The following is a 13306-nucleotide window of genomic DNA, read 5'->3' as shown; positions in this document are numbered from 1 at the left end:
GCTTCGCACTTACGCGCTCCGCCGCCCGCCGACTCTTCGGCAGACCATTTCTGCCGCAGGCCCGGATCCAGCGAGGGCAGGGGTAGCTACAGGCCGGTTCGAGTGCTGGTCGGTACCAGTTTTGCGCCGAAGATGGTTTGCCGTTTCGGCTTTCTCCGGGCGCCTCGGCCATACGAACAAGTTCGATGGCATCGGCCTGCCGCCGTCGGTTCGGGCCGGCCGCTACGCGGATAAATGCCCCTGCGGTTTACGGCCGTCGTGTCGTCGCGGGTTGAACACACGACAAAAAACACGGTGCGGTTCGCGCACGCCGCCCGAATAGGGAAAAGATCCAAGCCACCGGTGTTGAAACTGAAATTCACCCTGTTCCTGCTGCTGTTCGCAGCCCTGGCCATTGCCGACGTGCTCGTCGGCTCCACCGGCGTGCTGTGGTCTTTCGGCGATCATGCCGACCCCGACATCGTGCGGCGCATCCTTTTCGACTTCCGGTTGCCCAAAGCCGCCGTCGCTCTGCTTGCCGGCTCCGCCCTCTCCGCCAGCGGTCTGCTGATGCAAACCATTTTCCGCAACCCCCTGGCCGGGCCTTACGTGCTCGGCGTCAGTTCCGGCGCCAGCCTCGGCGTCGCCCTTTTTCTGCTGGGCCTCCCCATGCTCGGCGGCGCAGGCATCGCCCGCGACCTCGGTACCGCCGCTTCCGCCTGGATCGGCGCCGCCGCCATCCTTCTGCTCGTGACAGCCGTATCGGCCCGCATCCGCGACATCATGGCCGTCCTGATCCTCGGCATGATGTTCGGCAGTGCCGCTTCCGCATTCGTGGACGTCCTGCAATACTTCAGCAGCGACACCGCCCTCAAAGGATTCGTCGTCTGGTCGATGGGCAGCCTCGGCGGACTCTCGCACGGCCAATTGCTTATCATGGCCGTCTGCGTCGCCGGCGGCCTGCTGCTCGCCGCCCTGTCGGTCAAGCCGTTGAACCTGCTGCTGTTGGGCGAGAGCTACGCCCGCAGCATGGGCGTCAGCGTAGGACGCGTGCGCGGGATCATCTTCCTGGCCACCTCGCTGCTGGCCGGCAGCGTCACGGCCTTCTGCGGTCCCATCGGTTTCGTCGGGATAGCCGTCCCCCATATCGCACGCATGATTTTCCGCAGGGCCGACCACCGGATCCTGCTCCCGGCCTCGGTACTGATAGGGGCTGACATGATGCTCCTCTGCGACATGATTTCGCAGCTGCCGGGTACCGATCTGATACTGCCCGTCAATACCATCACCGCCCTGCTGGGTATCCCGGTGGTCGTGATGGTCGTCGTGAACAGCAAACGCGGGAGAATGATGTGATGAAACTCGAACTTGAAGAGATCGCCCTCGGTTACGCACAGCGGCACGCCCGAACGCGCCTGCTGGCCGAACACCTTTCGCTCTGCGCCCCGGAAGGCGAGCTGACCGCCCTGCTGGGACGGAACGGCGTCGGTAAAAGCACCCTGCTCCGGGTGCTGGCCGGCGTGCGGCCGCCTCTGGCGGGCCGCGTACTGCTCGACGGTCGGGAAGTCGCCTCGATGACCGCCCGCGAACGGGCCGCTCGGATCGCATTCGTGACCACCGAACCCGTTGCCGCAGCCCACCTGCGCGTCCGTGAAGTCGTATCGATGGGCCGCGCTCCCTATACCGGCTGGTTCGGTACCCTGTCGCCAGAAGACGAACGGATCGTCGGCGAATCGCTCGAACGGGTCGGCATGGCCGCTTTCCGGGACAAGACGCTCGAAAGCCTCAGCGACGGCGAACGGCAGCGGGTGATGATCGCCCGCGCCCTGGCTCAGGACACGCCGCTCGTGCTGCTCGACGAACCGACCGCTTTCCTCGACCTGCCCAACCGCTACCAGATCGCCCTGCTGTTGCGCGAGCTGGCCCACGACACCGGAAAAAGCGTCGTCTATTCCTCCCACGATCTCTCGACCGCCGTCCAGCTGTGCGATGCCCTGTGGGTAATGACCCCGGAAGGCGTGGCGGCGGGCGCTCCCGAAGACCTGCTCCGTTCCGGCCGTCTGAACGCCATGTTCGACGGCACGCCGCTGACCCTCACGCCCGAGGGCACCGTAAGGCTGGAACAGGAGAAAGAACGGACCGTAAAGATTCCTGCGGCGACCGATCCGCAAACGACGGCGTTGCTCACCGGGGTCGCCGCCCGGTGCGGTTTCCGGGTCGTCGCGGGGGAGACCGCTCCGGCCGACTGTTCCATAGCCCTGTCGGCCGACGGAACGTTCTCGGTATCCGACGCCCGGAGCGGGACGGTCGGCACCGCCGGGGATTTCCATGCGTTGGCCGCCCTACTGAGGCGGTCCGGAACCGTTCGTTAGCGGAACTTCGTCCCGCTCGCGCAGCCGGGCAAACGCCTCGCGGAGCCAGAAATCGACCGCCAGCAATTCGGGGTCGCCGCCGGTCGCCTCCCGCATCAGGAGCGCGTCGTCGAGCAGAGTTTCGTCCATACGAAGAATCGTTGTACCTGATTTATATACTTGGATATACCGAAGATGTTCGGGCATGGTCTCCTCCATCGGCTCGGCGGTGCCGCCCGAGTCGAATATTGCGAATCCAAAGTCCCGGAGGGTCCGGCGCAGGCCGAAAAACGCCGGTGAAAACTGCCGGTATATCAAAATAATAATCGGGTCGTTATATATCCTAACAACGGGCCGCCGCCCGCAACTATTGCACGGCAGTCCCGAAACCCGCTAACTTTGCACCGATATGATAAAGGCCATATTTTTCGACATCGACGGCACGCTGGTCAGTTTCCGTACCCACGGTATTCCCTCGTCCGCCCGCCAGGCCCTGGATGAGCTGCGCGGCAAAGGCATCCGGCTGTTCATCGCCTCCGGGCGGCACCCGCTCGATATTTTTCCCGTCCTCGACTTCCCGTTCGACGGTTACGTGACCCTCAACGGCGGCTATTGTCTGGCGGGGCGGGACGAAGTGATCTTCCGGCGCGGAATCGCCTCCGCGGACATCGAACGGATGATCCGGTGGCAGCAGGGGCCGGAGCCGTTCGCCTGCGTGCTGGCCGGCGAAAAAGGCATGTGCATCAACTTCGTGAACGAACGGGTCACGCGCGTGCGTAAAATGGTCGAAACCGAAAACCTGGCCGTCGTCGTGCCGTTCGACGAGTGGAGCGCGGCGGCACGGCGGGGCGTGCTGCAACTGATCGCCTTTTTCAGCCCCGACGAAGAACCTCGCCTGATGCGGGAGGTATTCCCCGACTGCCGGGCCATGCGCTGGAGTCCGCTCTTCGCCGACGTGGTGCCGGCCGGGGTGAGCAAGGCCGAAGGGATCGACCGCATGCTGGCCCGTTTCGGAATCGGTCTGGACGAGGCGATGGCGTTCGGCGACGGCGGCAACGACATTCCGATGCTCCGTCATGTCGGTACCTCCGTAGCCATGGGCAACGCCGCCCCGGAGGTCAAGCAGGCGGCAGACTACGTCACCACTTCGGTGGACGACCACGGCATCGCCCGCGCCCTGCGGCACTTCGGCCTGATCGCATAATCCCCGCAGCCGGGACTTTTCCCCCCGGACCGAAACGCAACCGAACCCGTTTTTGCCTATCTTTGTCCATAAGATGAAACGCGGAAAAATATCGCATTACATAAAGCCTTCGTTTTGGATTTTTCTGCTGATCGCCGCCCTTTTATGGTACGGCGACAAGCTGGGCGACCGCTATACCACCGAAATAGTACTGCCGATCGAAGTGCGGAACGACTTTTCGTCGAAACTCTGGATCGAACATCCGCTGGGCGAGGTGAACTGCCGGGTCGAAGGGATCGGAGGCAAACTGATGGCTTATAAGCTGAAACTGGGCGAGAGGGCCGTCATCCCCATGTCTCAACTGACGCTCGTACCGGTGCGCGGCGCCGAACGGGTGTTCCGGGTGGACAAAAGTTCGCTGACTGGTGCGCTCGCGGCGGCGGTCAAAGACCTGCGCATCCACGAGATATTGGATACGGCCCTGACGATCAGCGTGTCGCCGGTCGAATCGCGGAGGATGCCGGTACGGAGCCGGATCGCGATCGGCACCGCAAGGCAGTACATGCCGGTGGGCGGAGTCGTCTGCGACCCCGATTCGGTCGATGTACGGGGGCCGAAAGTCGTGCTGGACGCGATGGAAGCCGTCTTTACCGAACCGAAGAGGTACGAAAACCTCAAGGCCCCGGTGGCCGGGCGGATCGACCTGGAGCCGACCGAAGGAGTTCTGCTGTCGGTTCGGCAGGTGGACTACCGGGCGGAAGTGGTACCGTTCACGCAACATACGCTGGAACTGCCCGTGCGGGTGGAGAACATGCCGGAAGGGATACAGGCCACCATCGTGCCGGCGCGGGTGAAAGTGGTGATGAACGTTCCGCTGCGCGACTACGAACGGGTACGCGAAGAGCGGCTGCACGCCTGTGTGGACTACAACCGGGTACGGGAGGAGGAGAGCGGCCGGTGCGCCGTGCGGATCGACTCGCTGCCGGCCGGGACGGACATCATCCGGATCGATCCGCAATTCGTGGAACCTTTCTTTACGAAACGATGAGGAGGCGTCTTTTGCGGGTCGGGCTGACCGGGGGTATCGGCAGCGGCAAGAGCACGGTAGCGCGACTGTTGGAGATGATGGGCGCGGCGGTCTATACGGCGGACGACAGGGCCAAAGCGCTGATGATGTCGGATCCCGTCCTGCGGGCGGGTATCGTCGGCCTGTTCGGACCGGAAGCCTGCCTGCCGGACGGCAAGGGGCTGAACCGGCCCCATATCGCTTCGCAGGTATTCGGCGACGAACCGAAACTGGAAGCTCTCAACGCGCTGGTACATCCGGCGGTGGAACGGGATTTCTCGGAGTGGGTCGTCTGCCGGGAACAAGATGTGCCCCGACCTGCGTATGCGGTGGAAGAGGCGGCTGTACTGATCGAGTCAGGAGGCTGGCGGCGGATGGACCGCATCGTGGTCGTCACGGCCCCCCTGGAGGTACGCATAGCGCGGGTGATGCGGCGCGACGGCTGCACGCGCGAAGCGGCGATGGGGCGTGTCCGCGCCCAGATGGACGAAGCGGGGCGGGCCGCCTATGCGGATTATACGGTCGCGGCGGACGAAATGCGGCTGCTGATCCCGCAGGTGGCGGAATTGCACCGGGCTTTGTGCGGGGCCGCAGAACGTATTTAGCACCAGGCGACCCGCACGGCTCTGCCGCGAACGGCGCAATGGTTTTCCCGGCCGGCCCGACGACGGCGATGCCGGATAAAACGTAATCTGACCTTGTTAAAACTCCCGGCAGGGCCGCCTCGCCGGAAAGCGTTCCGCAGAACGGACGAGGACCGGAAGTTGCCGGAAATCAAACACGCGAAGAAAACCGGGGCAAATCGGATGTATTTACCTGAGATTTTTTGCCTACATTTGCGGCTGTATCGCTCGGATACGGAAATTCTTAATAATGATTGACACGATATGGAATTAAAGGAGATTTTGGCAATATCGGGCGCACCGGGGCTGTATAAGTACGTAGCTCAGGGCAAGGGCGGCATTATTGTCGAATCGCTGGCGGACGGACGCCGCACGATGGTAGGCGGAACGACGAAAGTGAGCGCGCTGGGCGACATCGCGGTCTTTACCCGAACGTCGGAAGTAGCTCTGGGAGAGGTGCTCCAGTCGGCTTACGATAAACACGAGGGGAAACCGGCGGCGCTGCCGTCGAAGGCTTCGCCGGAAGAGTTGCAGGCGTTCATGTCGTCGGTATTGCCGGATTACGACACCGAGCGGGTGCACAATTCGGATATCCGGAAAATCGTCCAGTGGTACAACGCGCTGATCGGCGCAGGAATGACGACATTCAGAACGACTGGCGAAAACGAAACGGAAACCCCTGCGGAAGAGGCGGCTGAAGCTCCCAAAAAGAAAGCCGCGCCGCGAAAAACGACGGCTCCGGCGGCGACCCAACGGGCACCGAAAGCCGAAAGCCGGTCGAAAGCTCCGGCGGCACGGAGCACGACGGCCCGCAAGGCGCAGTAATCCCGTTTCCCTTGTCGGAAGCACCGTTCCCTTTCTCTCAGGTGGAGAAAGGGATTTTTTATGCCCTTGCGTTGTCCGCCCGTTGCCGGGGCCGTCGCTTCGCCCCTCAGTCGGGAACCGGAATTCCCATGAGTTTGTACCTGACCCCGGAACGGATTCCATCGCATCGCACTAAGAGGGGCAACCCTTGTCAAAAAAACGACAGAGCCGCTCCGATCGGGAATTCTCTCCGCCGAAAAGCCCCGGCACGAAGCGATGCAACCCTTGTCAAAAGCCCCGGAGGTTCCGGCGCGGATCGCAAAAACACCGGCGAAAACGATCGGCATATCCAAACATATAATCGGGATAAAAGATATGATTTTTATTTAAGGTAACTATATACGACTTTACCCAAAGTCGGGTAATGATCTTCCCGACCGGCCCTGCGGTGCCGCTCGGCACTCGAATCGGGGCTTTGCTCTGCTTAAGGGGGTGGGCGCAGACCGAAATGTACTGAAAATCAGTTGTGCATATAATATCAGGGTAAAATCGTATATAGTTACCTTATTTAATTCGTATCTTACGATGGTAATTTAAGCAGGTAAGCAGATACGGCTTTGTTCAAGGAGGAGGAACCGTTGCGTTGGAAGTAGCGGCCGACAAATATCCGAACGGCGTTATCGTCGAAGTAATAGGTGTTCCCGTCTCCATTAAACCGCAATAACCTATGGCCGGATTATCTCGAAGACAAACATTTGTCTGGACATTATTATTCTGTTCGATGATGGCAGTCGGTATTTTGATGGTCAGGGAATCTTCCCTGCGCATACTTTTCGGTTGTCTGATCGCCATGGAACTCGCCCGGACATTCGTCCGGCCCGCCTTATGGCGATACATCCTGATGGGACTGTTCACCGCCGCCGGTATCGGAACCGTTATTTACAGCCTGGTATAACGTTTTCCGCATCCGTATGTCCTGTTCGTCATTGCCGCCTTGGCGGCGGCAATGTTATGAACAAACGATTATTCAGGTGAGACTAAATGGTATTCGTATCGGAAAAATTCCGGGTTACTCTTTTCTGGCGATTGTCCTAATTGGAGTTTACGAAGCCGCGTACGGTATGCTTGCCGTTCGTTCGTCGCTCGGTGCCTGCGGACATTTCGATAACCCGGACGGTTTCGCTGCCTTTCTCGCGGCGCTGTTCCCGTTTACGTTGTATTTTATCGGATTACGACAGAAATTATCCGTCGTTTTCGGCATGACCGCTGCAGCCGTCCTACTTTTTGCCATCGCCCTGTCCGGTTCCCGGGCAGGGTGGATAGCCGTATTGGTCGTCGGCATCTATTATCTTTGGCCGCGCCTTTTTTCGATATGGCGGTATCGATCCCGATGCTACAAAATCTGTATCTTATGTTGTCTGGGGGGCTTCGGTACCGCAGGATGTATTGGACTTTACCATTTCAAAAAAGATTCGGCGGACGGCCGCATCCTGATTTGGCGCAACACGGTGACGATGATTGCGGATAAGCCGCTGTTCGGACACGGTACCGACGGATTTCGGGCTCAATACATGCTCTATCAGGCAGATTATTTCCGCAAGCATCCGGACAGTAAATACGCCATGTTGGCAGATAATGTGCAAGCGCCTTTCAATGAATATCTCCGTTTTGCAGCCGAATACGGGATTATCGGCCTGTTAGCGGTCGGAAGTATTCTATGGATTATTTTACATTGCCGGCAACGGAGAATACCGCATTTCAAAGTACCGTTTGCATCGCTGCTGGGGGTGGGGATAATGGCCCTGTTTTCATACCCTTTCCATTATCCGGCTTTATTGGTCGTATCCGGCATCGATTTTTTTATGCTGGCAGGCATATGTTTCGATTGGCGAGCGTGGGGAAAACGTGTCGTCGGTTTGAGTTTTCTCATTATGGCCGGCCATTCGATCCTGTCCCGAATCGACCAACACCACTGGCAACAAGCGGTTGGACCGCGAATCGACCATACATCCGTCATCCGTGAATATGAAAAGTTAGCCTCGACAAAGTTCAACGAAAATCCGGCATTTCTATATGCCTACGGGTTAATACAAAACCGGGAAAAAAGATATATCCGAAGTTTGGAAATACTCGATCGTTATTTCCGGTTACGGGCCGACGTCGATGCGGCTATTGTCCAAATCGACAATCATTACCGTCTCGGCCATTATGCAAAAGCCTGGGAGTGGGCTGTTTTAGCCTCCGATATGTGTCCCAACCGCTTTATTCCGTTATATTACAAAGTATTGATTCTAGATGCGACCGGCCATCTCGCTGAAGCGAAAGAACTGGCCCGGCAGGTTCTAAGCAAACCTATAAAAGTCCGTGCGACAGACGTATATAAGGTTCGAGTAAAACTGCAACATTTTTTATCCGTCCATTCATAGCGATTTCAAAACACAGCAAACCGGCAGTTGTTGTTTTCGACGATGGTTATATACGTTCGTTCGATTAGGTAAGTATATCCGACTTTATCCAAAATCGGGGAGCGATCTCCCTAAACGGCCCTGCATCCAAGCGGCGAAGCCGCTTCGTCGCTTGGGCATAGGGCCGAAACATACTGAGAATCAAGTGTGCATATAATATAGGGTAAAGTCGTATATAGTTACCTTATTTAATTCGTATCTTACGATGGTAATTTAAGCAGGTAAGCAGATACGGCTTTGTTCAAAGAGGAGGAACCGTTGCGTTGGAAGTAGCAGCCGACTCGTGTGTCCCACGTACCGGGCATCCGCTGTAAAGCAGTTGAAATTCCCGTCGGCACCGGCATGCCCGTTGGTGCGGAAACGTGATTTCAACTAACGAATTTCATCAGGCGACGATTGTCGCAGCGGATTTAGGGAGTCTGCTATAGTACCGGCAACCGGGAGGTTCCGGGCGGAACGGAGGGCCCGGATGGAAAAGAAGCCTTGTCTCCATAAACGGGGACAAGGCTTTCCGAATGTCGAGGCCGGTCGTTCGCGTCAGGCGAAAGCGATTTGTTTCTCGTCGATCAGTTTGCGCAGGTTGATCAGCGCATACCGCATCCGTCCCAGCGCAGTGTTGATGCTGACTCCGGTCTGCTGGGCGATCTCTTTGAAACTGAGATCGAAATAGTGCCTGAGGACGACTACTTCGCGTTGTTCGACGGGCAGGTGGTCGATCAGGTTGCGGACATCCTGTTCGATTTGGTCGTGGATCATCTCCTCTTCGATGTTCGGGTCGGCCAGTTTTTTGTTGTTCAGGAGATCGTACCCGGCATCGTCGCTGGTGATGTGGGCCGGTTTTTTCCCGCCCCGGAAGTGGTCGATCACCTGGTTGTGCGCGATGCGCAGCACCCATGAAATGAACTTCCCGTTTTCCGAATAACGCCCGGCGCGCAGGCTGCTTATGACTTTGATGAATGTCTCCTGAAAGAGGTCGTCGGCCGTTTGCGGGTCTTTGACCAGCATGAGTATATAGTTATATACTTTTTTCCGGTGACGTTCGATAAGAGTTGTGATCGCAGATTCATCGCCTCCAATGAATGACCGCAGCAACAGTTGGTCATTGTCGCTTCTGATTTCTTTGTTCATTGCGTCTACTCCTTTGGTTTTGTTGGTTTCTGAGTAGATGTGGATCGATAGGCGATGTCTGTTTTGGTTTGCGATTCGGTGCAAGATACTTATTTTTTTGAATCTTGCAAAACAAAGGTGTTTTCCCGAGCCGTAACGGGCCGTCCCGCGGTATTTTTATCAATTAATATGCCAAAAAAACGGCGTGACATATTGTCATGCCGTATCCTCTAAAGCATATTCCATCCCGATCATATGCTTTAGATATACCGACAGTTTTCGTCGGCGCTTTTTCGGTTCGCTCCTGTCCTTTCGGGGCTTTTGTCCGGGTTGGCCATACTCGATTCGGACGGCATCGCAGAGCCGATAGAGGGAGGTGTATCGAAAGTATATAACCGGGTATTCCATAGACCATTTTCCGATTACAGGCTTTGTGTCCCGAATATGCCCGCTCGGCTCGATGATTGCAATTACCCCCATAATACGGCGACCGCCTGCGGGAGACGTTTTGCGGCTTCCCGCCGGGGGAGGCGGTCGCTGACCGCTGGCGCGCACCCGCCCACTGTTTTGCTGGCCGCCTCTACCCTAATAACGACTGTCCGCTGTGTTGTTTTCGGCACGCCCACGCCCCCCACGGGGCGCGCCGCCATTGGCATGGAGACTCTTTGTCGGAACCTTTCTGCCGCAGGCCCGGAGCCAGCGGGGGCAAAACGAGCTTTGCGAGTTGCAGCCCGCCGCCGGGAGTGGCTCCGGGCTGGCCGCTGGCGCGGGAACTTGTTTTTAACTGTATGCCTTTCGCCGACAGGCGTTTGTTTTTCTTCGCCCGCTTATACCGCGGGGCACCGGTTTCTCCAGACGCCTCATGCCGGCAGGGCACTTTCTTTCTTGGGGGACCAAGAAAGAAAGCAAAGAAGTCGCCGGGAATGCGATTCCCCGTTCCCGACTTCCGTCGGAACGGAAAATCGCACATGCCCGGGCCGGCAGCCTCTACCCGATAAATGAACAGGTGGAAAAGGCCGGGGATATTGAATGGTACGGTTAATTTTATGGCCGGAGCCAGCGAAGCCCAAATGAGTTTTGCGAGTTGCAGGCCTTCGCCGGGGGTGGCTCCGGCCTGACTAAGGGAAAACATTGTAATTAACCGTACTGTAATGGGCCTCCGCTGCGGGAGGCTGCGGCCCGCGCGACCTAACGGTCGCAATAGTACGTCCCTCTTGTCAGCAGGCTGCGGGTTGGCCGCTGGTGCGCACCCGTCCACTGTTTTGTTGGCCGTCTCTGTCCGATTCGGCGACCGCCTGCGGAAGACGTTTTGCGGCTTCCCGCCGGGGGAGGCGGTCGCCGCCCGCTGGCGCGGTGACTCAGCTGCTCGCTTTCCCGGGATTCAAACCGTCCGCAGCCTTTTCCGTTTCAGGCTCGTCCCCGGCGCGGGGACTCTTTATCAGAACATCCCTGCCCGATGGCCGGACGCCTGGAAAGTTTCAAATAGTTCCAGCCCGGTTCGGGAACCGGGAGGCACCTATCCTCCGCGCCGGGGCGGCCGTGGGCCGACGCTCTTCGGGATACCCCCGAAGAGCGCGTCTTTTCTGCAACCGAACTCTGCAACCGAACGAAAAAAGAGCATGCCGATACGCTTTGCGTCGGTCAGCATGTCCGGTTTTACCGAAAACCGGACATGGGTCTTCCTAAAAAGCCCTGCGCCCAAGCAGTTTTGCTGCTTGGGCGCAGGGCCGAAATGCACCGAAAATCAGACATGCATATCCGGGTGATCGGTACAGCCTGTCGTTTATTCGTTTTCGGTCCCGTCCCGGTCCAGCAGGTCGGAAACCAGGATGCGGCCGCAATATTCGCAGACGATGATCTTCTTGCTCATCCGGATGTCGAGCTGTCGCTGCGGCGGAATCCGGTTGAAACAACCTCCGCAGGCGTCGCGCTTGACGGTCACCACGGCCAGACCGTTACGCACGTTGCGGCGGATACGGTCGTAGGCGGAAAGCAGCCGCTCGTCGATCTTGGCGCGGGCGTTTTCGGCCTGCGCCTGCAAATCTTCCAGCTCTTTGGCGGTGTCGGCCTCGATGCCTGCCAGTTCGGCACGTTTGGCTTCGAGATCGACCTTGCGGTCTTCGAGCAGTTCTTTGGTGTCTTCGATCTGTTTTTTCTTGTTCTTGATTTCGGCGTTGAACTCCTTGATCCGCTTTTCGGCCAGTTCGATTTCGAGCTTCTGGTATTCGATCTCTTTGGAGAGGGAGTCGAATTCGCGGTTGTTGCGCACGTCGTCCTGTTGGGCTTCGTATTTTTTGATAAGCGTTTTGGCCTGTTCGATCTCCTCTTTTTTGGCTTTTACCTCTTTGGCCAGCTCGTCGGCCTGGGCGCCGTAACCCGATATGCGGGTTTCCAGCCCGCCGATGATGTCTTCGAGGTCCTGCACTTCATAGGGCAGCTCGCCTTTGATATGGTTGATGCTGTCCATTTTGGAGTCGATCTGCTGGAGGCCGTAGAGGACGCTGATCTTCTCTTCGGTGGAGAGATCTTCGACGGTGCTTTTGGTTGTGGTTGCCATGTATGTGTATCGCTTTGTATGATTTGCCGTTATCGTAGTCCGGAGAGGTAGCCGACCGGATTGGAGGGCATAACTGCCCTACGAACTGCAAAATTAGGGATTTTTTTCGATATGAGTTCATAAAAAACGTCCAGCACCTGCTGTTCGGTCTCGAAATGGCCGCCGTCGGCCAGCGTGATACGACCTTCGCCGCGCTGGAAATCGTGGTATTTGAGGTCGGCCGTCAGGAAGAGCTGCGCCCCGGCGGCGACGGCCGCCGGAATGAATTCCGCGCCGCTGCCTCCGCACAGGGCTATCCGCCGTACCGTTTCGGTAGCGATTTCGCTGTGGCGCAGGGAAGCGAGGTTCAGCGTCCGGACGATATGCCGTAAAAATTCCGCCGTCGGCACGGCTTCGGGCAGATCGCCCGCACACCCCAATCCCGCGCCGCGATAGGGAAGCTCCAACGGGATGATGTCGTAGGCGGGTTCTTCGTAAGGGTGCGCCTGTACCAAAGCGCGGATGACGCCGGCCAGCAGATGCCGCGGCACAACGGTTTCGGTGCGCGTTTCCGGTTCGCGGTGCAGCTCTCCCACGGTGCCGACGAACGGGCGGCAGGCGTCGGATACGGCCCGGAAGGTACCGACCCCTTCGCTGTTGTAACTGCATGAATCGTATCCGCCGATGTGTCCGGCCCCGGCTGCCAGCACGGCTTGCCGCACGTCGTCGGCCTGCGCGGCGGGGGTATAGAAGACCAGTTTCAGCAGATCGTTCCGACGGGGTACGAGCACCCGGATGTTTTCGAGTCCCAGCATTCCGGCCAGCCGGAAATTCACCCCTCCGGGGGCGGAGTCCATATTGGTATGGGCGGAGTATATGGCGATGCCGTGCCGGATGGCGGCGGCGGCGATGCGTTCTCTGGACGTCGCTCCGGTGATATGTTTCAGCCCTTTGAACAGGAGAGGATGGTGGCTGACCACGAGGTTGAACCCTTCGCGGGCGGCTTCGGCGACGGCGGCTTCGGTCACGTCGAGGGTCAGCAGGGCGCCGGTACATTCGGCGGTCGCCGGATCGGCCGGGCAGATTTGCCAGCCGGCATTGTCCCAGCTCTCCTGCCAGGCGAGGGGCGCGGCGGTTTCGATAGGGGCGACGATGTCGTTGAGGGTGGGCATGGTGTTGTCGGGTTTAGGGG

At 58.5% G+C, this 13306-nt stretch carries 12 protein-coding genes; 8 read left to right on the top strand and 4 right to left on the bottom strand.

Going from position 1 to position 13306, the window contains the following annotated elements:
* Positions 1-342 precede the first annotated feature (342 nt).
* Positions 343-1335, top strand: coding sequence for an iron ABC transporter permease (locus RIKMI_RS0101640; protein WP_245584930.1), 993 nt, complete (start codon positions 343-345; stop codon positions 1333-1335).
* Positions 1335-2351 (top strand): ABC transporter ATP-binding protein, encoded by a 1017-nt coding sequence (locus tag RIKMI_RS12630; RefSeq protein ID WP_084135138.1) that lies wholly within the window; start codon positions 1335-1337, stop codon positions 2349-2351. Before RIKMI_RS0101640 ends, RIKMI_RS12630 begins: the two co-directional genes overlap by 1 nt.
* Here RIKMI_RS12630 and RIKMI_RS14760 read toward each other — a convergent pair.
* The gene (locus tag RIKMI_RS14760) at positions 2322-2480 is read right to left on the bottom strand and encodes a hypothetical protein (protein ID WP_156877452.1); all 159 of its coding nucleotides are present in this window, start codon (positions 2478-2480) and stop codon (positions 2322-2324) included. The two genes, RIKMI_RS12630 and RIKMI_RS14760, sit on opposite strands and share 30 nt — an antisense overlap.
* 259 nt (positions 2481-2739) lie before the next feature.
* Between RIKMI_RS14760 and RIKMI_RS0101620 the strand changes: the two genes are divergently transcribed.
* The 6 genes from RIKMI_RS0101620 to RIKMI_RS0101595 all read left to right on the top strand — a co-directional run bounded on the left by RIKMI_RS0101620 (position 2740) and on the right by RIKMI_RS0101595 (position 8432).
* Positions 2740-3534 carry a Cof-type HAD-IIB family hydrolase gene (locus RIKMI_RS0101620; RefSeq protein WP_027290207.1) on the top strand — a complete coding sequence of 265 codons (795 nt, stop codon included), beginning with the start codon at positions 2740-2742 and terminating at the stop codon, positions 3532-3534.
* A 73-nt stretch (positions 3535-3607) separates the two neighbouring features.
* Entirely contained in the window at positions 3608-4561 is a 954-nt protein-coding gene (locus RIKMI_RS0101615) for a YbbR-like domain-containing protein (protein ID WP_027290206.1), read from the top strand.
* Complete coding sequence (gene coaE, locus RIKMI_RS0101610) at positions 4558-5184, top strand: dephospho-CoA kinase (protein WP_027290205.1); 627 nt, start codon at positions 4558-4560, stop codon at positions 5182-5184. Before RIKMI_RS0101615 ends, coaE begins: the two co-directional genes overlap by 4 nt.
* 282 nt (positions 5185-5466) lie before the next feature.
* Entirely contained in the window at positions 5467-6027 is a 561-nt protein-coding gene (locus RIKMI_RS0101605) for a DUF5606 family protein (protein WP_027290204.1), read from the top strand.
* Between the two features lie 763 nt (positions 6028-6790).
* Positions 6791-6961: a hypothetical protein gene (locus tag RIKMI_RS14755; protein WP_156877451.1), complete on the top strand. Its 171-nt coding sequence runs from the start codon at positions 6791-6793 to the stop codon at positions 6959-6961.
* A 16-nt stretch (positions 6962-6977) separates the two neighbouring features.
* Entirely contained in the window at positions 6978-8432 is a 1455-nt protein-coding gene (locus RIKMI_RS0101595; protein WP_084135137.1) for an O-antigen ligase family protein, read from the top strand.
* A gap of 576 nt (positions 8433-9008) precedes the next feature.
* Here RIKMI_RS0101595 and RIKMI_RS0101590 read toward each other — a convergent pair.
* From RIKMI_RS0101590 to RIKMI_RS0101570, 3 genes are all read right to left on the bottom strand, one after another.
* Complete coding sequence (locus tag RIKMI_RS0101590) at positions 9009-9599, bottom strand: RNA polymerase sigma factor (protein WP_027290202.1); 591 nt, start codon at positions 9597-9599, stop codon at positions 9009-9011.
* Between the two features lie 1762 nt (positions 9600-11361).
* Positions 11362-12135 (bottom strand): zinc ribbon domain-containing protein, encoded by a 774-nt coding sequence (locus RIKMI_RS0101575; RefSeq protein ID WP_027290199.1) that lies wholly within the window; start codon positions 12133-12135, stop codon positions 11362-11364.
* A gap of 29 nt (positions 12136-12164) precedes the next feature.
* Positions 12165-13286, bottom strand: coding sequence for a Nif3-like dinuclear metal center hexameric protein (locus tag RIKMI_RS0101570; protein ID WP_027290198.1), 1122 nt, complete (start codon positions 13284-13286; stop codon positions 12165-12167).
* Between the last annotated feature and the right edge of the window lie 20 nt (positions 13287-13306).

Source organism: Rikenella microfusus DSM 15922 (genome assembly GCF_000427365.1).
In the GTDB taxonomy this organism is placed as follows: Bacteria; Bacteroidota; Bacteroidia; order Bacteroidales; family Rikenellaceae; genus Rikenella; species Rikenella microfusus.
This window is presented reverse-complemented; position numbering and strand designations above follow the sequence as displayed.

Coding starts and splice junctions, on each gene's coding strand:
- RIKMI_RS0101590 (WP_027290202.1), bottom strand. CDS start 9,599: ATGAACAAAGAAATCAGAAGCGACAATGACCAACTGTTGCTGCGGTCA.
- RIKMI_RS0101570 (WP_027290198.1), bottom strand. CDS start 13,286: ATGCCCACCCTCAACGACATCGTCGCCCCTATCGAAACCGCCGCGCCC.
- RIKMI_RS14760 (WP_156877452.1), bottom strand. CDS start 2,480: ATGGACGAAACTCTGCTCGACGACGCGCTCCTGATGCGGGAGGCGACC.
- RIKMI_RS12630 (WP_084135138.1), top strand. CDS start 1,335: ATGAAACTCGAACTTGAAGAGATCGCCCTCGGTTACGCACAGCGGCAC.
- RIKMI_RS0101575 (WP_027290199.1), bottom strand. CDS start 12,135: ATGGCAACCACAACCAAAAGCACCGTCGAAGATCTCTCCACCGAAGAG.
- RIKMI_RS0101595 (WP_084135137.1), top strand. CDS start 6,978: ATGTCCTGTTCGTCATTGCCGCCTTGGCGGCGGCAATGTTATGAACAA.
- RIKMI_RS14755 (WP_156877451.1), top strand. CDS start 6,791: ATGGCAGTCGGTATTTTGATGGTCAGGGAATCTTCCCTGCGCATACTT.
- RIKMI_RS0101615 (WP_027290206.1), top strand. CDS start 3,608: ATGAAACGCGGAAAAATATCGCATTACATAAAGCCTTCGTTTTGGATT.
- RIKMI_RS0101605 (WP_027290204.1), top strand. CDS start 5,467: ATGGAATTAAAGGAGATTTTGGCAATATCGGGCGCACCGGGGCTGTAT.
- RIKMI_RS0101620 (WP_027290207.1), top strand. CDS start 2,740: ATGATAAAGGCCATATTTTTCGACATCGACGGCACGCTGGTCAGTTTC.
- coaE (WP_027290205.1), top strand. CDS start 4,558: ATGAGGAGGCGTCTTTTGCGGGTCGGGCTGACCGGGGGTATCGGCAGC.